The organism is Pseudomonas sp. PSE1(2024), assembly GCF_050990555.1.
Classification (GTDB): domain Bacteria; phylum Pseudomonadota; class Gammaproteobacteria; order Pseudomonadales; family Pseudomonadaceae; genus Aquipseudomonas; species Aquipseudomonas aphyarum.
The window spans coordinates 6,369,495-6,390,322 of record NZ_CP158967.1 but is presented as its reverse complement, the minus strand read 5'-3'; the positions used below and the strand labels follow the sequence as shown (position 1 = coordinate 6,390,322).

18 protein-coding genes are annotated in these 20,828 nt (G+C 61.1%); 10 read left to right on the top strand and 8 right to left on the bottom strand.

Annotation, left to right across the window (positions count from 1 at the left end; translation table 11 throughout):
- Nucleotides 1-13: 13 nt before the first annotated feature.
- The 3 genes from ABTV87_RS29235 to ABTV87_RS29225 all read right to left on the bottom strand — a co-directional run bounded on the left by ABTV87_RS29235 (nucleotide 14) and on the right by ABTV87_RS29225 (nucleotide 3,267).
- Complete coding sequence (locus ABTV87_RS29235) at nucleotides 14-1,114, bottom strand: polyamine ABC transporter substrate-binding protein (RefSeq protein WP_085606219.1); 1,101 nt, start codon at nucleotides 1,112-1,114, stop codon at nucleotides 14-16.
- Nucleotides 1,111-2,136, bottom strand: a complete 1,026-nt coding sequence (locus tag ABTV87_RS29230; protein ID WP_007954279.1) for a histone deacetylase family protein — start codon at nucleotides 2,134-2,136, stop codon at nucleotides 1,111-1,113. The genes ABTV87_RS29235 and ABTV87_RS29230 overlap by 4 nt, the downstream gene beginning before the upstream one ends.
- Before the next feature lie 132 nt (nucleotides 2,137-2,268).
- Nucleotides 2,269-3,267, bottom strand: a complete 999-nt coding sequence (locus ABTV87_RS29225; RefSeq protein WP_085606215.1) for an AraC family transcriptional regulator — start codon at nucleotides 3,265-3,267, stop codon at nucleotides 2,269-2,271.
- Between the two features lie 325 nt (nucleotides 3,268-3,592).
- Between ABTV87_RS29225 and ABTV87_RS29220 the strand changes: the two genes are divergently transcribed.
- Nucleotides 3,593-4,009, top strand: coding sequence for a hypothetical protein (locus ABTV87_RS29220; RefSeq protein ID WP_221534013.1), 417 nt, complete (start codon nucleotides 3,593-3,595; stop codon nucleotides 4,007-4,009).
- A 68-nt stretch (nucleotides 4,010-4,077) separates the two neighbouring features.
- Here ABTV87_RS29220 and ABTV87_RS29215 read toward each other — a convergent pair whose 3' ends face one another.
- The 3 genes from ABTV87_RS29215 to aspA form a co-directional block, all read right to left on the bottom strand.
- Nucleotides 4,078-5,088 (bottom strand): asparaginase, encoded by a 1,011-nt coding sequence (locus tag ABTV87_RS29215; protein WP_433898757.1) that lies wholly within the window; start codon nucleotides 5,086-5,088, stop codon nucleotides 4,078-4,080.
- 99 nt (nucleotides 5,089-5,187) lie between these two features.
- The gene (locus ABTV87_RS29210) at nucleotides 5,188-6,633 is read right to left on the bottom strand and encodes an alanine/glycine:cation symporter family protein (protein ID WP_085606209.1); all 1,446 of its coding nucleotides are present in this window, start codon (nucleotides 6,631-6,633) and stop codon (nucleotides 5,188-5,190) included.
- A gap of 442 nt (nucleotides 6,634-7,075) precedes the next feature.
- The gene (gene aspA / locus ABTV87_RS29205) at nucleotides 7,076-8,500 is read right to left on the bottom strand and encodes an aspartate ammonia-lyase (RefSeq protein ID WP_039765095.1); all 1,425 of its coding nucleotides are present in this window, start codon (nucleotides 8,498-8,500) and stop codon (nucleotides 7,076-7,078) included.
- A 180-nt stretch (nucleotides 8,501-8,680) separates the two neighbouring features.
- On the opposite strand from aspA, the gene ABTV87_RS29200 reads away from it, so the two are divergent.
- The 5 genes from ABTV87_RS29200 to ABTV87_RS29180 all read left to right on the top strand — a co-directional run bounded on the left by ABTV87_RS29200 (nucleotide 8,681) and on the right by ABTV87_RS29180 (nucleotide 12,396).
- Nucleotides 8,681-9,598, top strand: a complete 918-nt coding sequence (locus ABTV87_RS29200) for a LysR substrate-binding domain-containing protein (RefSeq protein WP_007954288.1) — start codon at nucleotides 8,681-8,683, stop codon at nucleotides 9,596-9,598.
- A 216-nt stretch (nucleotides 9,599-9,814) separates the two neighbouring features.
- Nucleotides 9,815-10,306, top strand: coding sequence for a 5-(carboxyamino)imidazole ribonucleotide mutase (purE, locus tag ABTV87_RS29195; protein WP_007954291.1), 492 nt, complete (start codon nucleotides 9,815-9,817; stop codon nucleotides 10,304-10,306).
- 10 nt (nucleotides 10,307-10,316) lie between these two features.
- On the top strand, nucleotides 10,317-11,399 hold the full coding sequence (locus ABTV87_RS29190; protein ID WP_007954299.1) for a 5-(carboxyamino)imidazole ribonucleotide synthase: 1,083 nt from the start codon (nucleotides 10,317-10,319) through the stop codon (nucleotides 11,397-11,399).
- 111 nt (nucleotides 11,400-11,510) lie between these two features.
- Nucleotides 11,511-11,756 (top strand): GlsB/YeaQ/YmgE family stress response membrane protein, encoded by a 246-nt coding sequence (locus ABTV87_RS29185; RefSeq protein ID WP_003229635.1) that lies wholly within the window; start codon nucleotides 11,511-11,513, stop codon nucleotides 11,754-11,756.
- A gap of 103 nt (nucleotides 11,757-11,859) precedes the next feature.
- A complete protein-coding gene (locus tag ABTV87_RS29180) occupies nucleotides 11,860-12,396 on the top strand; it encodes a DUF3299 domain-containing protein (RefSeq protein ID WP_064379774.1) in 537 nt (178 codons plus the stop codon).
- 47 nt (nucleotides 12,397-12,443) lie between these two features.
- On the opposite strand, the gene ABTV87_RS29175 is transcribed toward ABTV87_RS29180, so the two are convergent.
- Both ABTV87_RS29175 and ABTV87_RS29170 read right to left on the bottom strand, forming a co-directional pair.
- Nucleotides 12,444-13,343 carry a D-hexose-6-phosphate mutarotase gene (locus ABTV87_RS29175; RefSeq protein ID WP_433898756.1) on the bottom strand — a complete coding sequence of 300 codons (900 nt, stop codon included), beginning with the start codon at nucleotides 13,341-13,343 and terminating at the stop codon, nucleotides 12,444-12,446.
- A 57-nt stretch (nucleotides 13,344-13,400) separates the two neighbouring features.
- Nucleotides 13,401-13,805 carry an acyl-CoA thioesterase gene (locus ABTV87_RS29170; protein ID WP_003229628.1) on the bottom strand — a complete coding sequence of 135 codons (405 nt, stop codon included), beginning with the start codon at nucleotides 13,803-13,805 and terminating at the stop codon, nucleotides 13,401-13,403.
- A 378-nt stretch (nucleotides 13,806-14,183) separates the two neighbouring features.
- Between ABTV87_RS29170 and ABTV87_RS29165 the strand changes: the two genes are divergently transcribed.
- The 4 genes from ABTV87_RS29165 (at nucleotide 14,184) to pstA (ending at nucleotide 20,783) form a co-directional block, all read left to right on the top strand.
- Nucleotides 14,184-15,482, top strand: coding sequence for an MFS transporter (locus tag ABTV87_RS29165; RefSeq protein WP_085606203.1), 1,299 nt, complete (start codon nucleotides 14,184-14,186; stop codon nucleotides 15,480-15,482).
- Nucleotides 15,483-15,636: 154 nt separating this feature from the next.
- Nucleotides 15,637-16,638, top strand: a complete 1,002-nt coding sequence (locus ABTV87_RS29160) for a phosphate ABC transporter substrate-binding protein PstS (protein WP_007954316.1) — start codon at nucleotides 15,637-15,639, stop codon at nucleotides 16,636-16,638.
- Nucleotides 16,639-17,062: 424 nt separating this feature from the next.
- Nucleotides 17,063-19,096: an ABC transporter permease subunit gene (locus ABTV87_RS29155; RefSeq protein WP_207986163.1), complete on the top strand. Its 2,034-nt coding sequence runs from the start codon at nucleotides 17,063-17,065 to the stop codon at nucleotides 19,094-19,096.
- Nucleotides 19,097-19,112: 16 nt separating this feature from the next.
- The gene (gene pstA / locus ABTV87_RS29150) at nucleotides 19,113-20,783 is read left to right on the top strand and encodes a phosphate ABC transporter permease PstA (protein ID WP_433898755.1); all 1,671 of its coding nucleotides are present in this window, start codon (nucleotides 19,113-19,115) and stop codon (nucleotides 20,781-20,783) included.
- Nucleotides 20,784-20,828 lie beyond the last annotated feature (45 nt).

Sequence of the window (20,828 nt, the reverse complement as noted above, 5' to 3'; positions counted from 1 at the left end):
AGGTTGTCAGGTTTCAGGTACCGGACTTGATCTTGGTCCACGCCCGGGTCCGCGCCCGTTCCGCATCGCGCGGCAGCGGTTGCAGGGTGTAGAGCGTGTTCATCGCCGCATCGGTCGGGTACAGATTCGGGTTGTTGCGAATCGCCGGGTCGACCAGTTCGGTGGCGTCCTTGTTCGGGTTCGGGTAACCGACAAAATCGCTGACCGGCGCAATCACCTGCGGTTGCAGCAGGTAGTTGATGAAGGTGTAGGCGTCCTGCGGGTTCTTCGCGCCCTTCGGGATCGCAAGCATGTCGAACCAGATCGGCGCGCCTTCCTTCGGCAGGCGCATGTCGACCACCACGCCGTTCTTCGCTTCCTTGGCGCGGTTGGCGGCCTGCGAGAAGCTGCCCGAATAGCCGACCGCGACGCAGATGTCGCCGTTGGCGATATCGGCCATGTACTTGGACGAATGGAAGTAGGTCACGTACGGGCGAATCTTCATCAGCAGCGCTTCAGCCTTGGCGTAGTCAGCCGGGTTCTTGCTGTTGGGATCCAGGCCGAGGTGTTGCAGGGCCAGCGGCAGGATCTCCGACGGCGAGTCGAGCAGGGCCACCCCGCACTGCTTGAGCTTGCTGATGTTTTCTTCCTTGAAGATCAGGTCCCAGCTGTCCACCGGCGCATCGTCACCCAGTGCAGCCTTGACCTTGGCCGGGTTGAAGCCGATCAGGATGGTGCCGTACATGTACGGCACGGCGAACTGGTTGCCCGGATCGTTGGCTTCGATCAGCTTCATCAGTTTTGGGTCGAGGTGGTTCCAGTTCGGCAACTGGCTGCGATCCAGCGGCTGGAATACCCCGGCCTCGATCTGCTTGGCGAGGAACACGTTGGACGGCACCACCACGTCGTAGCCGGAGTTGCCGGTCAGCAGCTTGGCCTCCAGTGCTTCGTTGGTGTCGAAGATGTCGTAGACCAGTCTGGTCTGGCTGTTCTGCGCCTTGAAATCTTCCAGTGCCTTGGGGGTGATGTAGTCGAACCAGTTGTAGACGCGCAGGGTGCGTTCTTCGGCGTGTGCGGCGCCGCTCAGCAGCGCCGCGCACAACGCCGGCGCGATGAAGTGCTTGAGCCTGCTCATTGTTCGAAACCTTCAAGCACGTTCACCGCGTTGATGCCGATTTCTTCCACCGCGTAGCCACCTTCCATGACGAACAGGGTCGGTTTGCCGAGGGCCGCGATGCGTTTGCCCATGGCCAGGTAGTCCGGGCTGTCGAGCTTGAACTGCGAGATCGGATCGTCCTTGAAGGTGTCGACGCCCAGCGACACGACGATGATGTCGGCACCGTAGTTGTCGATCTCCTGGCAGGCCTGATCCAGCGCCGCGCTCCAGACATCCCAACCGGAACCGGCCGGCAGCGGATAGTTGAAGTTGAAGCCTTCGCCGGCACCTTCGCCGCGTTCGTCTTCGTAGCCGAGGAAGAACGGGAATTCCGCTTCCGGGTGGCCGTGGATCGAAGTGAACAGCACGTCGCTGCGCTCGTAGAAAATCGACTGGGTGCCGTTGCCGTGGTGGTAGTCGACGTCGAGGATCGCGACCTTCTTGTGACCCTGATCGAGGAACGCCTGCGCAGCGATGGCGGCGTTGTTGAGGTAGCAATAACCGCCCATCAAATCGCCGGCAGCGTGGTGTCCCGGTGGACGGCACAGAGCAAAAGCGCCACGGGCGCCACGCTGGATTTCCGCTTGTGCGGTCAGCGCCACTTGCGCCGCGCTGTACGCCGCTTGCCAGGTGCCGGCGGTGATCGGAGCGCCGCCGTCGAAGCTGTAATAGCCGAGCTGGCCGTGCAGGCTGGTCGGTTTGACCTGACGCAAGGTGCGCGCCGGCCAGGTGTAAGGCAGCAAGTCGCCGTCGGTGTTGAATTCGGTCCAGCGCGCCCAGGCGCCTTTGAAAAAGTCGAGGTAGTCGCGGCTGTGAATGCGCTCGATCGGCCCGAGGCCGAAATCCTTCGGCGCCTCGACCGGGCCGAGGTTTTGGTTTTTCACCCGTTGCAGCACGTGGTCGGCGCGCGACGGCATCTCGAAGCAAGGCTTGAGTTGCCCGTCTATCAATTCGCAGCGGCCATGGTGCAGGTGGTGATCGTCAGAGTAGATCGTCAGCATTTGTTGTTCTCCGCAGGGGCTGATTCGGTTGGCTCCAGTGTTGCGGCGCGGGGCGAATCGGAGAACGGCCAGAGAGGCCAAAAGGGGATCGATGTGGCCAAAAATACTGACCTGATATCGCCCCTCGACGGTTTAACCGTGTGGCCGGAACTGACTCGGTGCCACGCCGCTCCAGCGTACGAAGGCATGGCGGAAGCTCGCGGTCTCGCTGAAGCCGAGGGTTTCGGCGATGCGGTAGATCGGCAACTGATCCTCGCAAAGCATCTGCTTGGCCCGCTCGAAACGCAGTTCGTCGAGCAGCTCCTGATAACTGCAGCCCATGTCCTTCAGATGCCGGCGCAAGGTGCGCGGCGAGCAGTTCATCTGCTGCGCCAGACCTTCCAGCCCCGGTGCGGCATTGAGTTGCGCACTGAGCAACTGGCGGATCCGCCCCAGCCACGCCTGGCGACCGGTGAATTCGGTGTTCTGCTTGCGGCAGCGTTCGGCCATGGCCTGGTGGGTGATGATGTCGGCCAGCGGCAGCGGCTGGTCGAGCCAGCGCCGGTCGAAGGCGAAGGCGTTGTCCTTGGCGCCGAAGTGCAGCGGCGCCTTGAAGTGTTCGGCGTAGCTGTCGCGATAGTCTGGCGCGGTGTGTTCGAAGCGGGTGGCGAGCAGCGGTAGCGGATGGCCGAGCAGGTCATCGCAGATGACTTTCAGTGACACCAGACAGAACTCGGCATTGAACACCGCCATCGCCGGGCTCTCGCGATAATCGGCGGCAACGAACCAGACGCGCTCGCCGTCGTCTTCCAGGCTCAGTTCGAAAAGTGTTCCCAGCAGCGCCGGATAACGGATCGCCAGCCGCAAAGCGTCACCGAAGGTGGCACAGGTCAGCAGCGCGTAACCGAGGATGCCGTAGCAGGAAACGTGCATGCGCCGGCCCAGTTCCAGGCCAATGTCATGCTTGAGCGCAACCGCGTTGGCGCAGACCTGCATCTCCTGGTTGGTGGTTATGCGCGTATCGGCCCGGCTCAGATCCGCCGCGCTGATGCCGCTGCCGGCCAGCAGTGCTTCGCTGGACAGGCCCTGATCCCTGAAGGTGTTGAGCACCAGGGAGACGGCGTTGAGGGTGGTGAGGTGGGAGTGGAGCATTGGGAACGTCCAGTCTGGATGTGATGATTTTTTAGCAAGTTATGTGCCGTAAAATATTCAAGAAGGACTTTCGATAATATGAAATTTGAATAATAGAAGTGGGTTAGTTCGAGAATTCAGGCAGGCGCCTGAATAGAATAATGTTGATATTTTAAAGCCGCCACTGTCAGAAGTTGCAGGTTTTGACAGGAGAGTTAACCGTTGGTCGTGTTTTTGTATGTGAATAAAGTTATTTGGTTTTTTTAGGGTTTTTTCTTGACTCTGAGGCTGTTTTAGCTACTTTCGAATTGCTGGCGAATTCTAATTCACGAAAAAGGTGTTTGTCATGGAAAAGTCTGGTTTTGAAAAGTTGGTTCAAGAAAGCCTGAGTGTCGGAAATGGATCGAAGACGAATTTGACTGGCCGTTTGAAGGCTATGGCTGACGGCAGCCCAATTGATCTGCCTCTCTGGAAAATCATTAAGGGAGTGAGCTGGATCATTATGTTCGGAAGCGGAGATGATATTTTTGAAAGCGGTATTATTCTCGTTGTTGAAGAACGAAATTTTGGACAGGAATTGGGGCCTGACAGTGCATTGGTTAGTTATAAAGAAGAGGGGGGAGAAACATATTCGTGGGTAGAAGGGAAAATCAAGGTTTCGCACGATGCTGTAGGCAATAGATATTATGGTGGCGGCAATGCGAAAATGATGAGCGGTTCACCGGTTGTAAATATCGAAGATATTATTTTCGATTTTGTTTAATGCTGATCCAACCATAACCCATTAATGCCTAAGAGTGGGTTATGGTTTTCATGTATTTAAGAGTGGGATTAGACTTGCGTCAGTTCGCCGCACAGATCGAGTTCTATCAGACTACGGACTTCGTTTGTTTCCAGAGTTGTCCCTAATAAACCGTGCAACTTGCCGAACGCCGCCTCGCGGGTCATCCCTCCACCGGACAACACACCAACGCCACGCAAGCGGCTGCCGGCTTCATACACATCCAACTCGACACCGCCTTCATGGCACTGCGTGACTGCAACCACAACCACGCCGTTATCCCGCGCCCGGCCGAGGCTGGCGAGGAATTGCGGGTTGTCGCTCGGCCCGGTGCCGCTGCCGTAGCACTCCAGCACCAGACCCTGAATGCCGCTGTCGAGCAGGCCGTCGATGATCTCGGCGCCGATGCCCGGGAACAGTGGCAACACGGCCACTTTGGCCAGTTGCTTGGGTTGGTTGTAGTTCAGCGCTGCCGGCAGGGAAGTGGCTTTCACGCCGCCGCCCTGACGCTCCAGACGTTTGAACGGATGACGGCCGAAGCTGCGCACTTTCGCGCAACGGGTCGGCGCCAGCAATTCGCCGTGGAAATACAGATGCACGCCCGGCGCCAGACCTTGGCCGAGAGCGACCAGCGCACCGCTGAGGTTTTCCCAGGCGTCGCTGTCGGTGACGCCGGCCGGCAGCATCGAGCCGGTGAAGCACACGCGGGCATGCAGGCCGAGCAGCTGAAAGCTCATGGCGGCGGCGCTGTAGGCCAGGGTGTCGGTGCCGTGCAGGATCAGTACGCTGTCGCAGCCTTGCACATCGACCGCGTCGACCACCGCTTCACGCAGTTGCTGCCAGTAGGCCGGGGTCATGTTGGCGCTGTCGATCAGCGGCGACATCTCGCGAAAGCGCCACTGCGGTACCACCAGCTCAGGCTGGCTGTGCAGGTAATCGCGCATCCGCGCTTCGAAACCGGACGCCGGGGCCAGGCCATTGGCGCTGGCCTGCATGCCGATGGTGCCACCGGTGTACAGCACCATGACGTGCTGGGCGGCAGGGTAGGTCGAGGAATTCATGGGGAGTTCTCCTGAACGAGGACAGCATGCGGTCGAGCATGACGCCGACCGCTGCTTGTGTCACGCCGGGCGCAAGACCTGCGCCCGGTTTTTACCCGATCAGCGTTGCGCTGCGGGGATGCCTTGCGGCTGAGCGTCAGCCTGAGTGTCGGCCGGCGGATTGGCCGGCCAGGCTTTCAGGTCCAGGTCCAGATCGCTGAACTTGCTGGAGTCGAACACCGGCTGGCTGACGCCGGCGCGGCGTTGCGCGTCGTAGTCGCGCATCACGCGCATGCCGACCTTGAACAGCATGGCCAGGGCCACCAGGTTGACGAAGGCCAGGCAGGTCATGGTGATGTCGGCGAAGGCGAACACGGTCGACAGGTCCTGCATCGAACCCCAGACCACCAGCGCCAGCACCAGGCCGCGGAACGTCATCAGCGCAGCGCGGTTGCGGGTGAGGAACTGCAGGCTGTTTTCGCCCAGGTAGTAGTTGTAGAGGATGCAAGTGAAGACGAACAGCGACAGTGCGACGCTGACGAACATGCGGCCCCAGTCACCGACCACGGCGGCCAGCGAGTTCTGGGTCAGGACGATGCCGTCACCTTCGAAGCCCGGGGTGTAGAAGCCCGACAGCAGGATCAGCAGCGCGGTGCAGGTGCAGATCACGAAGGTGTCGAGGAACACGCTGAACGCCTGAACCACGCCTTGAGCGCCCGGGTGCTTCACGGCCGCCACGGCGGCGACGTTCGGCGCACTGCCCAGGCCCGCTTCGTTGGCGAACACGCCACGTTTCACGCCCATCACGATTGCGCTGCCGAGCAGGCCGCCGAAGGCCGGGTCGAGACCGAAGGCGCTCTTGAAGATGGTTTCCAGCATGGCTGGCACGTGTTCGATCTGGGTGCCGATCACGTACAGGGTCACGCCGATGTAGGCCAGGGTCTTGATCGGAACCAGCAGGTCGGACACCGAAGCGATGCGCTTGATGCCGCCGATGAAGGTAATGGCCAGCAGCACAGCCAGGACGATACCGGTGTGTTGCGGATCAAAGGCAAAGGCGTTCTGCAGCGAGTGGGTCACGGTGTAGGACTGCAGGCCGATGAAGGCGAAGCCGTAGGTGACCAGCAGCAGGATCGAGAACACCACCGCCATGCCTTTGAGTTTCAGGCCGTGCTGGATGTAGTAAGCCGGACCGCCACGGTACAGGCCGTCGCCATCGGCGCGCTTGTAGACCTGGGCCAGCGTACATTCGAAGAAGCTGCTGGACATGCCGACCAGTGCGGTCACCCACATCCAGAACACCGCACCCGGACCACCGAGGGTCACGGCGATGCCGACACCGGCGATGTTGCCTGCACCGACGCGGCCGGCGAGGCTGAGCATCAGGGCCTGGAACGAGCTGAGTTGACCGGCGCTGCCTTTGAGGCTGTCGCGGAACACCGCGAACATGTGGAAGAAATGGCGCAATTGAACGAAACGCGAGCGAATCGTGAAGTAGCTACCGAGCCCGACAATGAGCACGATCAGTACTTTCCCTGAGAGGAAGTCGTTGATGACTTCGAGCATGGATTTTTCCTCGCTGTTTATTGTGTAAGCAAATGCTGGATGGTCGGAAACATCGCGTTACACCGGTGTGCGCGCGGCACAACAGGCGAGGCGAGGGTTTCGTCCCGGATCCATATCGCGGGTTTGTTATTAGTTCGGGTTTCGCATGGGTTATGGCCTCGTTACCGACGACCGCTCACGCGAAGAGGGGCGGCACTATACCGATCAGTGCGGCGCCCGTCTGCACGGTTGTGGTGCGAGCGACGAAACGAAGCTTTGAAACACCCGACGTTACCGGCGTCGGGTTTGTGTGAAAGCTGATTTGCGGTCAGCTTCCATACATACGGTTCTCAGGTTCAAACAGTTAAAAAAAAGGGCTCGGGGAATCATCCCCAAGCCCTCAAAAGGTGAGAGGTGTCTAGTCCCTCGACCTGGTGAGCGGTGCTACAAGTAACGCGTCGGATCAGGCCTTCAGAGGCACCAGACGCGGAGCAATCATGTTTTCCGGGCGCAGGATGTCGGCGAGCATGGCTTCGTCGAGCAGACCTTCTTCGCGCACCAGTTCCAGCACGCCGCGGCCGCTTTCAAGGGCGATACGGGCGATGCGGGTGGCGTTTTTGTAGCCGATGTACGGGTTCAGTGCGGTGACCAGACCGATCGAGTGTTCGACCAGTTCGCGGCAGCGCGCTTCGTTGGCGGTGATGCCGACGATGCAGTGCTCGCGCAGCATGTCCATGGCGCGTTGCAGCAGACGGATCGAGTCGAGGATCTTGAAAGCGATCAGTGGCTCCATCACGTTCAGTTGCAGTTGGCCGCCTTCGGCTGCCATGGTCAGCGCCAGATCGTTACCGATGACCTGGAATGCCACCTGGTTCACGGCTTCCGGGATAACCGGGTTGACCTTGCCTGGCATGATCGAGCTGCCTGGCTGACGCGCCGGCAGGTTGATTTCGTTGATGCCGGTGCGCGGGCCGCTGGACAGCAGGCGCAGGTCGTTGCAGATCTTCGACAGCTTGACCGCGGTGCGCTTGAGCATGCCGGAGAACAGCACGAAGGCGCCCATGTCGGAGGTGGCTTCGATCAGGTCGGCGGCCGGAACCAGCGGTTGACCGCTGATCAGCGCCAGGCGCTGTACGGCCAGGGCCTGATAACGCGGGTCGGCGTTGATGCCGGTACCGATCGCGGTGCCGCCCAGGTTCACTTCGGTCAGCAGCTCCGGGGCCAGCGTCTTCAGACGGGCCAGGTCTTCGCCCATGGTGGTGGCGAAAGCGCGGAATTCTTGACCCAAAGTCATCGGTACGGCGTCTTGCAGCTGGGTACGGCCCATCTTCAGGACGTGGTTGAATTCTTCACCCTTGGCCGCGAACGCCTGAATCAGGCTGTCGAGGCTGGCCAGCAGCGCGTCGTGACCCAGCAGCAGACCCAGGCGGATCGCGGTCGGGTAGGCGTCGTTGGTCGACTGCGCCATGTTCACGTCGTCGTTCGGGTGCAGGTACTGGTACTCGCCTTTCTGGTGACCCATCGCTTCAAGAGCAATGTTGGCGATCACTTCGTTGGCGTTCATGTTGGTGGAGGTACCGGCGCCACCTTGAATCATGTCGACCACGAACTCTTCGTGGAAATCACCGCGGATCAGACGTGCACAGGCTTCGCTGATGGCAGCGTGCTTGGCTTCGCTCAGGTGACCCAGCTCGCGGTTGGCGTCAGCGGCGGCCTGTTTGACCATCGCCAGACCGACAACCAGCTTCGGGTAGTGCGAAATCGGAACGCCCGAGAGGCGGAAGTTGTTCACCGCTCGCAGGGTCTGGATGCCGTAATACGCTTGAGCAGGGACTTCGAGGGTGCCAAGCAGGTCGTTTTCTGTGCGGAATGATGCAGCGGAGGACATGATAGAAATCATCTCGATATGGACCCGGTCTGTGCCGGAACGCTGCGAATGCTAGGCTTGTGGGAATTTTTGGGCCAATGCTGTTAAACACTGCCCTATGCACATTCGGCATAATGCCCGTGTGACGCCGCGTGCGCGGCAGACGTGTGACCTGTTTTGGTGCGTGTCCGGGAGGACGTGATGAATCTGGAAAGCAAATGGCTCGAGGACTTCAGTGCTCTGGCCGCCACCCGCAGCTTCTCGCAGGCGGCCGAACGGCGCTTCGTGACCCAGCCGGCGTTCAGTCGGCGGATCCGCAGCCTGGAAGCGGCGCTCGGGCTGACGCTGGTCAACCGCTCGCGCACGCCGATCGAGCTGACGGCGGCGGGGCAACTGTTCCTGGTGACCGCGCGCACGGTGGTCGAACAGCTCGGTGAAGTGCTGCGCCATCTTCATCATCTGGAAGGCGGGCAGGGCGAAGTGATCCAGGTCGCGGCGGCGCACTCGCTGGCCCTCGGCTTTTTCCCACGCTGGATCGCGCAATTGCGCAACGAAGGCCTGAACATCGCCACCCGGCTGGTGGCGACCAACGTTGGCGACGCGGTGCACGCGCTGCGTGAGGGCGGTTGCGATCTGATGCTGGCGTTCTATGACCCGGACGCGGCCATGCAGATGGACCCGGAAATCTTTCCGTCGCTGCACCTGGGCCAGACTGAAATGCTTCCGGTATGTGCGGCGGATGCCAATGGCAAGCCGCTGTTCGATCTGGAAGGCGAGGGCAGTGTGCCGTTGCTGGCGTACAGCGCCGGGGCGTTTCTGGGGCGTTCGGTGAATGGCTTGCTGCGCCAGCGCCAGCTGCGCTTCACCACAATCTATGAAACGGCCATGGCCGACAGCCTGAAAAGCATGGCGCTGGAAGGCCTCGGCATTGCCTGGGTGCCGCAACTGAGCGTGCGGGCCGAACTGGCCCGGGGCGAGCTGGTAGTTTGTGGCGGCCCGCAATGGCATGTGCCGCTGGAGATTCGCCTGTACCGCTGCGCGCTGGTGCGCAAGGCCAATGTGCGGTTGTTGTGGCGCAAGCTGGAAGGCGGTGCGGCGCAAGGTCCGGCCGGTGCGTGAAACATGTCCCGGCCACTGACCTTCGAGTCAATAAAACCGGGCTTTTGCGGCAGATGACAGATGGTCGCAACGGGGGCTGTTTATTGCTTTCTTTGCGGTATACTGCGCGGCCTTCGGCCGGTTCGTCCGGCCATTTTTCCTACAACAAGCCACGCATCCTGCGTGGCTTGTTGTTTTTGACGCGCCTGCGGGCGCCCAGAGAGAAGAGGCGCGACGATGAGTGCACTGGTTGGCGTGATCATGGGCTCCAAGTCCGATTGGTCCACCCTTAGCCACACCGCCGATATGCTGGAAAAGCTCGGCATCCCTTACGAGGTCAAGGTGGTTTCCGCCCACCGCACCCCGGATCTGCTGTTCCAGTACGCCGAAGAGGCTGAAGGCCGCGGCATTGAGGTGATCATCGCCGGTGCCGGTGGCGCAGCCCACCTGCCAGGCATGTGTGCGGCCAAGACCCACCTGCCGGTGCTGGGCGTTCCGGTGCAGTCGGCGATGCTCTCGGGCGTCGACTCGCTGCTGTCGATCGTGCAGATGCCGGCCGGTATTCCGGTTGCCACCCTGGCCATCGGCAAGGCCGGTGCGATCAACGCAGCGCTGCTGTCGGCGAGCATCCTGGGCGCCAAGCATCCACAATTCCACGCGGTACTGAAAACCTTCCGTGCCGAGCAGACAGACAGCGTCCTGGACAATCCAGACCCACGTATTGCCTGAGGTTGTTGAGATGAAGATCGGTGTAATCGGTGGCGGCCAGTTGGGTCGCATGTTGGCCCTGGCGGGCACCCCGCTGGGCATGAACTTCGCTTTCCTCGACCCTGCGCCGGACGCTTGCGCCGCTGCGCTGGGCGAACACCTGCGGGCCGATTACGGCGATCAGGATCACCTGCGCCAGTTGGCCGATGAGGTCGATCTGGTAACCTTCGAGTTCGAAAGCGTTCCGGCTGAAACCGTGGCCTTCCTTTCGCAATTCGTGCCGGTCTACCCGAGCGCCGAAGCCCTGCGTATCGCTCGCGACCGCTGGTTCGAGAAGAGCATGTTCAAGGACCTGGGGATTCCGACCCCGGCGTTCGCCGACATCCAGTCGCAAGCCGACCTGGACGCCGCCGTCGCGTCGATCGGCCTGCCTGCCGTGCTGAAAACCCGTACCCTGGGTTACGACGGCAAGGGCCAGAAAGTCCTGCGCAAGCCGGAAGACGTGGTCGGTACGTTCGCCGAGCTGGGCAGCGTGGCCTGCCTGCTGGAAGGCTTCGTGCCGTTCACCGGTGAAGTGTCGCTGATCGCCGTGCGTGCCCGTGATGGCGAGACGAAGTTCTATCCATTGGTGCACAACACCCACGACAGCGGCATCCTCAAGCTGTCCGTTGCCAGCACCGATCACCCGTTGCAGGCCCTGGCCGAAGACTATTCCAGCCGTGTGCTCAAGCAATTGAACTACGTCGGCGTGATGGCGTTCGAGTTCTTTGAAGTCGACGGCGGCCTCAAGGCCAACGAAATCGCCCCGCGCGTGCACAACTCTGGGCACTGGACCACCGAAGGCGCCGAGTGCAGCCAGTTCGAAAACCACCTGCGGGCCGTTGCCGGTCTGCCGCTGGGTTCGACCGCCAAGGTCGGCGAGAGCGCGATGCTCAACTTCATCGGTGTGGTTCCGCCGGTCGAGAAGGTCATCGCCATCGACGATTGCCACCTGCATCACTACGGCAAGGCCTTCAAGGCCGGGCGCAAGGTCGGTCACGCCAACCTGCGCTGCAAGGACAAGGCGACCCTCGAGCAGCAGATCCTCAAGGTCGAAGCGCTGATCGCCGAGTAACGACAGTTTCATCTGGCAGCGGCGGAACCATTAAGGGGCCGCCGTTCTCTCATGGCAGGATGCGAAAGTCTGACTAGGCTTTCGCATATCTACTATTCAGAGGGAAATGCCATGGGAATTATCGGAACCATCTTTATCGGCCTCATCGTCGGCCTGCTGGCGCGGTTCCTGAAACCGGGCGATGACAGCATGGGCTGGATCATGACCATCCTGCTCGGTATCGGCGGTTCGCTGGCAGCCACTTATGGCGGCCAGGCCCTGGGCATTTATCAGGCGGGTCAGGGCGCAGGTTTCATCGGTGCGCTGGTTGGCGCCATCGTATTGCTGGTGATCTACGGCCTGATCAAAAAGAACTGATTCAAAGCGACAAAGTCCTCTCCGCCAATCCGGCGGGGAGGGCTAGAATGCTCGGCGATTCAGCGTCCCCTCCCTTTTCGAGCATCCTTTACCGAGCACCTTCATGCGCCGTCTTCTGTTGACTCTCCTTTTGCTGGGCAGCGGTCTGGCCCACGCCGGCGAACTGCCGGAAACCGACTGGTTGGAACTGATGCCCAAGTCGGATCAGAAAGCCCTCGAGGCAATGCCTGAAATCGACCACAACTCCCCGGAAGCCACCGGCACCTTCACCCAGAAAGGCGGGATGAAGCAGGCCAAAGGTTTGCCGGCGGTGATGTATTCGACCAAGACCGTGGCGTCGATGAACGACAAACACATCCGCATCGGTGGTTATCCAGTGCCGCTGGAGTCCGACGCCAAGGGCCGCAGCACGCTGTTCTTCCTCGTGCCGTACCCGGGCGCGTGCATCCACGTGCCGCCACCGCCGCCGAATCAACTGGTGCTGGTGCGTTATCCGAAAGGCTTGAAGCTGGATGACATCTACACGCCGCTGTGGGTGACCGGCACGCTGAAGATCGAGAAGGTCAGCAATGATCTGGCCGACGCGGCGTATGCGCTGGAGGCGGACAAGGTGCGGGTGGTGCAGGAATCGGATCTGTAATTCAGACCCGCAAAAAAAACGCAGCCTCAGGGCTGCGTTTTTTGTTTTCAGAGCGGCTTGCTGCCGACGCTGACACCCATGGTGTGGCTGGCATCCGGTGCCAGGTTCACCACGTCGTCCATCACATTCGCGGTTTCGATGCAGAGCATGCGCTGCCAGCCATCGTTGTCCATGTCGCTGAGCGCAGCGGCGCGGTCGATCCACGGGTTCCAGATCACCGCCGTACGTGAACCGCTGGCGGTCAGCACGATGCGCCGTTCCCAGGCCGGATCGACGATGTTCAGTTGCGGTGGAGCGTCGAGGTAGATACGGTCGGTCTCCCCGGCAAAACGAAGGTCGCCTTGCTGGGTGTGAGTCTTCCAGTCGTCCAGGGTCTCGATGTAATCCAGGCCATCGACGCCTTCGACGCGCACGTTGCGCACATCGCTGACCGCGAAATAGCTGTGCAGCGCCTGGCTGATGCTGACGGTGTCGGCACCACGGTTGTGGCTGGTCAGGCTGATGTGCAACTGATCGTCGAGGCGCAGGGTCAGGGTCAGGTCGACCTGATGCGGCCAGCCCGGAAAGCCACCTTCGGGGTAGGGCAGCTTGAACTCAACCTTGAGGCTTTCACCTTCGGTTTCGATGCCGCCCAGTTCCCAATCCATCGCCCGGACAAACCCGTGGGCGGCGGCCGGTTCTTCGCTGACGCGCATTGCCTGCACGCTCTGCGGGTTGCGGGCGAAGACGCCGAACCACGGCCAGCACACCGGCACGCCGGCGCGGATGCTCTTGCCGGTCTTGAACACGGCCTTGTCGTTCAGCCAGATCAGTGGCGGCTGGCCGTCCACCTGATAACTGAGGATGTGCGCGCCTTGCTGGGCCACCAGCACTTCGGCCTGACCGTGGCGGATGCGCCAGCAGTTCAGTTCATCCAGTTTCACGGCTTCAACGTTGGGCGTGTTCATGGGACAACTCTCGATCAGCAACTTGGACGACTATCGACCGTGAAACGGCCGCGAGGTTTAACGTGCGCGTGGCGGAACCGAACGGGTGCGGCCGCTGCCATCGATGGCGACGAACACGAACACCGCTTCGGTCACTTTACGCCACTCGCTGGACAGCGGATCGTCGCTCCACACCTCGACCATCATCTGGATCGAGCTGCGGCCGATTTCCAGGGTCTGGGTATAAAAGGACAATTGCGCGCCGACAGCCACCGGCACCAGAAACGCCATGCGATCAATGGCCACTGTCGCAACACGGCCACCGGCAACACGGCTGGCCATGGCAGTGCCGGCCAGGTCCATCTGCGCCACCAGCCAGCCGCCGAAAATATCGCCGAAGCCGTTGGTTTCGCGGGGAAGCGCGGTGATTTGCAGGGCCAGGTCGCCTTGCGGGATCGGATCTTCTTGTTCGAGCTCTATCATGCCGGGGGTGCCTCTGACCCGTGACTCTTCGTTGGGTATTGCTGGTGGTAGCCGTCTTCGGGAAAAACGATTCAGCACCGAACATACTACGTTCGTCACGTTTTCCATCAGGCGCCTAAGGAGAAACTCTGCGAAACCGGCTAATCCCGAGCAAGGGTCGGGCCAACGACGTTTTCGCACAGCAACCCCTTACAAACCGGAGCAAGGTTGCGAGTATATCGGTCGGTAGACTCCGCGACGACCGTCCGGTTCTGATTTCGACCGGCAAATACGCGCCTCTATGTGCTTTTTCGAACAATTTGCTATGGTGCCGAACCTGCCCGAGCCACAGCCAGCGTTGTTGTGGCGGCAGATCCGACTATAAGAGAAGACCTTGCCATGACCACAGCGCCCTCGAGCCTCGCGCAGCCCGACCAACCCGCACGACCGTTGACCCGCAATGACTACAAGACTCTGTCGCTTTCGGCCCTGGGGGGCGCGCTGGAGTTCTACGATTTCATCATCTTCGTGTTCTTCGCCACCGTGGTCGGCAAATTGTTCTTCCCGGCCGACATGCCCGAGTGGCTGCGTCTGATGCAGACCTTCGGCATCTTCGCCGCCGGCTACCTCGCACGGCCGCTGGGCGGGATCGTCATGGCGCACTTCGGCGACCTGCTGGGACGCAAGAAGATGTTCACCCTGAGCATTTTCATGATGGCCGTGCCGACCCTGATCATGGGCCTGCTGCCGACCTACGCGCAGATCGGCATGTGGGCGCCGATCCTGCTGCTGTTGATGCGCGTCATCCAGGGCGCAGCGATTGGCGGTGAGGTGCCGGGGGCTTGGGTCTTCGTTTCCGAACACGTACCCGGCAAGCACATCGGCTACGCCTGCGGCACCCTGACTAGCGGCCTGACGGCGGGCATCCTGCTCGGCTCGCTGGTCGCCACCGCGATCAACAGCATTTATACGCAAACGGAAGTTTCGGATTACGCCTGGCGGATTCCGTTCCTGCTCGGCGGCGTGTTCGGTCTGTTCTCGGTTTACCTGCGCCGCTGGCTGCACGAGACCCCGGTGTTCGCCGAACTGCAACAACGCAAGGCGCTGGCCGAAGAAGTGCCGCTGCGCGCGGTGCTGCGTGACCATCGCGGGGCGATTGCAGTCTCGATGCTGCTGACCTGGTTGCTGTCCGCCGGCATCGTCGTGGTGATCCTGATGACCCCGACCGTGCTGCAAACGGTCTATCACTTCTCGCCGACCACCGCGTTGCAATCCAATAGCCTGGCGATCGTGTTCCTGAGCTTCGGCTGCATCATTTCCGGCGCGCTGGCCGATCGCTTCGGTGCCGGTCGCGTGTTCGTGTTCGGTTGCCTGGGTTTGCTGGCCAGTTCCTGGACCTTCTATCACAGCCTCGCCGATCACCCGAACTGGCTGTTCCCGCTGTATGCGCTGACCGGTTTCCTGGTCGGCACCATCGGCGCGGTGCCTTATGTGATGGTCAAAGCGTTCCCGCCGGTGGTGCGCTTCAGCGGTCTGTCCTTCTCTTATAACGTTGCTTACGCCATCTTCGGCGGCCTGACCCCGATGGTGGTCAGCCTGCTGCTGAAAGAAAGCGCGATGGGGCCTGCCTACTATGTGGCGGTGCTGTGCGGGATGGGGATCCTGGTCGGCGCGTGGCTCTGGAGCAAAGGTCGCTAAACCACCTTCACACTTGCGGTTACAACTGAAAGGCCAGCCTTCCGACAGGGATGCTGGCCTTTCATCCAATTGTCATATTTCAGCCATAGAGTGTTCACACGGCCTGCTGATACTTGGCCCCGACTTAACACACCCTATCTGCTAGGAGTAAGGCATGAAACTGAAGCGTTTGATGGCGGCAATGACTTTTGTCGCTGCTGGCGTTGCGACTGCCAACGCGGTTGCCGCTGTTGACCCTGCTATCCCGAGCTACACCAAGACCACTGGTGTGTCGGGCAACCTGTCCAGCGTCGGCTCCGATACCCTGGCCAACCTCATGACCCTCTGGGCTGAGAACTACAAAAAAGAATACCCGAACGTAAACATCCAGATTCAGGCCGCTGGCTCCGCCACCGCGCCACCTGCGCTGACTGAAGGCACCTCCAACCTGGGCCCGATGAGCCGCAAGATGAAGGACACCGAACTGGCAGCCTTCGAACAGAAATACGGCTACAAGCCAACCGCCATCCCGGTTGCCGTGGACGCCCTGGCTGTCTTCGTACACAAGGACAACCCGATCCAGCACCTGACCATGGAACAGGTTGACGCGATCTTCTCGTCCACCCGTCTGTGCGGCGCCAAGACCGACGTGAAAACCTGGGGTGACCTGGGCGTGACCGGCGACCTGGCCAACAAGCCGGTTCAACTGTTCGGTCGCAACTCGGTATCCGGCACCTACGGCTACTTCAAGGAAGAAGCCCTGTGCAAAGGCGACTACAAGCCTAACGTCAACGAACAACCAGGCTCGGCTTCGGTCGTGCAGTCGATCAGCTCCTCGCTGAACGGCATCGGTTACTCGGGCATCGGCTACAAGACCGCCAGCGTGAAAACCGTTGCTCTGTCGAAGAAGGGCAGCACTGACTTCATCGAAGACACCGAAGAAAACGCCCTGAACGGCAAGTACCCGCTGTCGCGTTTCCTGTACGTGTACGTCAACAAAGCCCCGAACAAGCCTCTGGCCCCGCTGGAAGCCGAGTTCGTGAAACTGGTTCTGTCGAAACAGGGCCAGGAAGTGGTAGTGAAAGACGGCTACATCCCGCTGCCAGCCAAGGTTGCTGCAAAAGCACTGGCTGACCTGGGTCTGCAGGAAGGCGGCGCTGAAGTCGCAAAAAAGTAACAAACTGAGTCAGGGGTGAACCCCGCCTGACTCACGTGTGGGGCCCGGCCCGCAAGCGGCCCGGCCCCCACACTCCCCGAATTCTTCTATCCACTGCCAGTGCCCTGCTGGCGGCGGATTTGGTGCGTCACTGCATTGTCATCTTTCTGTCATACAGGATCGCTAGGGTGTGCGCATGAATGATCTGGCCAATTCCAAAATGACTACGAACCCTCCCAAGCGCATTGACTTCAATACGCCTGAGTTGCAACGCAAGCGCCGCATTCGCGCGCTCAAGGATCGCTTCACCCGCTGGTACGTCCTCGTCGGCGGTCTGGCGGTGCTGGCAGCCATCACCCTGATCTTCTTTTTCCTCGCCTACGTGGTCGCGCCGCTGTTCAAAGGTGCTGACCTGAGCGCGAAAGATGCAATCACCCCGGCCTGGATGCAGGACGCCGGCAAGCCGCTGATGATTTCGCTCGAAGAGCAGAATCAGGTGGCCATGCGCGTTTCCGACAAGGGCCAGGCGCTGTTCTTCGACATCGACAGTGGCGCTGAATTGAAGCGCGTCGATCTGCCTTTGCCGGCAGGCGCCAGTGTGACCTCCATCGGCGAAGACCAGCCGGGCCATCCGCTGGTGGCCGTGGGCCTGTCCAACGGTCAGGCGCTGGTGTTCCGTCACACTTATAAAGTCAGCTACCCGGATGGCAAGAAAACCATCACCCCGGCCATCGAGTATCCGTACGGCGATGCACCGATCGCGCTGAACGAAAGCGGCGGTGCGCTGGAGCACGTCAGCCTCAACGCCACCGATTCGACCCTGATGCTGGTCGGCTCCACCGGTTCGCAACTCAATGTGCTGTCGCTGACCAGCGAAGAAAACATGATGACCGGCGAAGTCACCAACGAGCAGAAGCGTATCGATCTGCCGCAGATGACCGAGCCGGTGAAAAACATCTTCGTCGACCCGCGTCAGCAGTGGCTGTACGTGGTCAACGGGCGTGCCCAGGCCGACGTGTTCAGCCTGCGTGACAAGAGCCTCAACGGTCGCTACAAACTGCTGGAAAACGCTGACGCTGAAGTCACTGCGACCACGCAACTGGTCGGTGGCATCTCGCTGATCGTCGGTGACTCCAAAGGTGGCCTGGCCCAGTGGTTCATGGCCCGCGATACCGACGGTGAGCTGCGCCTGAAGCAGATCCGCACCTTCCAGATGGGCACCACGCCGATCGTTGAAATTTCCGCCGAGGAACGTCGCAAGGGCTTCCTGGCCCTGGATGCCAGCGGCAAGCTCGGCGTGTTCCACAGCACGGCGCATCGCACCTTGCTGGTCGATCAAGTCGTCGAAGGCCAAGGACTGTTCGGCCTGTCGCCGCGCGCCAACCGCGTAATCGTCGAAGCCGGCGGCAAGCTGCAACCGCTGCTGCTCGACAACCCGCACCCGGAAGTCTCGTGGAGCGCGTTGTGGAGCAAGGTCTGGTACGAGAACTACGACGAGCCTAAATACGTCTGGCAATCGACTGCGGCCAACACCGATTTCGAACCGAAACTGAGCCTTTCGCCACTGACCTTCGGCACCCTGAAAGCCGCGTTCTACGCGATGCTGCTGGCTGCACCCCTGGCCGTCGCCGCTGCGATCTACACCGCGTACTTCATGGCCCCGGGCATGCGCCGCAAGGTCAAACCGGTGATCGAGCTGATGGAAGCGATGCCGACGGTGATCCTCGGTTTCTTCGCCGGCCTGTTCCTCGCGCCATACGTGGAAGGGCATCTGCCGGGCATCTTCAGCCTGCTGATGTTGCTGCCGATCGGCATCCTGATCGCCGGTTTCACCTTCAGCCGTCTGCCTGAATCGATCCGCCTGAAAGTCCCGGACGGCTGGGAAAGTGCACTGCTGATCCCGGTGATCCTGTTCGTGGGCTGGCTGTCGCTGTACATGAGCCCGTTCATGGAGAACTGGTTCTTTGGCGGTGACATGCGCATGTGGATCTCCCACGACCTGGGCATCACCTACGACCAGCGCAACGCTCTGGTGGTCGGTCTGGCCATGGGTTTTGCGGTGATCCCGAACATCTACTCGATCGCCGAAGACGCCGTGTTCAGTGTGCCGCGCGGCCTGACCCTGGGCTCGCTGGCCCTCGGTGCCACGCCGTGGCAGACCATGACTCGCGTGGTGATCCTGACCGCCAGCCCGGGCATCTTCTCGGCGCTGATGATCGGCATGGGCCGTGCGGTCGGCGAAACCATGATCGTGCTGATGGCCACCGGCAACACCCCGGTCATGGAAATGAACCTGTTCGAAGGCCTGCGCACCCTGGCTGCCAACGTCGCGGTGGAAATGCCGGAGTCGGAAGTCGGCGGCAGCCACTACCGCGTGCTGTTCCTCTCGGCGCTGGTGCTGCTGTTGTTCACCTTCGTCATGAACACCCTCGCGGAACTGATTCGTCAGCGTCTGCGCAAGAAATACTCGTCGCTTTAAGCAAAGGTAGAAGTCTGTGAAACAGAACTCCCTGAAAGGATGGTTCAAGAGCGGCGCCCCGGGCGTCTGGATCAGCGGTGGCGCGGTGTCCATCGCGGTCATCATGACCATTGGCCTGCTGGCGGTAATCGCCGTGCGCGGTCTGGGTCACTTCTGGCCGGCGGATCTGATCCACGCCAGCTATGACGTACCGGGCCAGGGCCAGCATCTGGTCGTGGGCGAAGTGGTGCAGAAAGAAGAAGTGCCGCGCGCCCGTCTGAAGAGCGCCGGCCTGCCGGTGCCGGACGAAGGTCCGGAATTCATGACCCGCGAGTTGATCAAGGTCGGCAACCGTGACCTGAACGGCAACGACTTCACCTGGATCGTCGGCGAGTGGCTGACCAACCAGACCACGCCGGTGGAACTGATGGCGCTGGAGCGTCGTGAGTGGGGCAACTTCTACGGCTACCTGGTCAACGTCAAACAGGACGGCAAGGTGATCGCCGAAGGCGAAGCCGCCTGGCCTGAGCTGCAAGCGCGGATCAACCGTGTGAACGGCCTCGCCTCGCAGCTCAAGTCGCTGGAAAAAACCGACATCGGCGCGATCAACGCCGGCCTCGAGCGCATCCGTCTGCACGGTCGCAAGCTGGAACTGGAAGGCAAACTCGACCCGGCTGCCCAGGCGGACATGGACGCCGAGCGCGCCGAGCTGAACGCTCGCTATCAGGACATCGAAGCCCGTCTGGCCGACCTGCACGCGCAGTTCAACCGTGACGCCTTGACCGCTCGTGATGCGAACGGCAAGGAAATCGAAATCGGCCTGGGCAAAGTGGTTCACGCCTACCAGCCGAACGCGATGGGTACGTTCACCAAGATCGGTTTCTACTTCAGCAAGGTCTGGGAATTCCTGTCCGACGACCCGCGTGAAGCGAACACCGAAGGCGGGATTTTCCCGGCGATCTTCGGCACCGTGATGATGACCCTGATCATGGCGATGATCGTGACCCCGTTCGGCGTGCTGGCGGCGGTGTACCTGCGTGAATACGCCAAGCAGAACACCCTGACCCGGGTTATCCGGATCGCGGTGAACAACCTGGCGGGTGTTCCGGCGATTGTTTACGGCGTGTTCGGTCTGGGCTTCTTCGTCTACGTGCTGGGTGGCTCGCTCGACCGTCTGTTCTTCCCGGAAGCGCTGCCGGCACCGACCTTCGGTACGCCAGGTCTGCTCTGGGCGTCGTTGACTCTGGCGCTGCTGGCGGTGCCGGTGGTGATCGTGGCAACTGAAGAAGGTCTGGCGCGTATTCCTCGCACCGTGCGTGAGGGCTCGCTGGCTCTGGGCGCGACCAAGGCTGAAACCCTGTGGAAGATCGTTCTGCCGATGGCCAGCCCGGCCATGATGACCGGCATGATCCTCGCCGTGGCTCGCGCCGCCGGTGAAGTGGCGCCGCTGATGCTCGTGGGTGTGGTGAAACTGGCGCCGTCGCTGCCGGTGGACGGCAACTACCCGTACCTGCACCTGGATCAGAAGATCATGCACCTGGGCTTCCACATCTACGACGTCGGCTTCCAGAGCCCGAACGTCGAGGCCGCGCGGCCGCTGGTGTACGCCACGGCGCTGTTGCTGGTGCTGGTAATCGCCACCCTGAACCTGTCGGCGGTGTACATCCGTAACCACCTGCGCGAGAAGTACAAGTCGCTGGACAGCTGATCGCCGTCACAAGAATTGAAGGGCTGCCGGCCTGTATCCCGACAG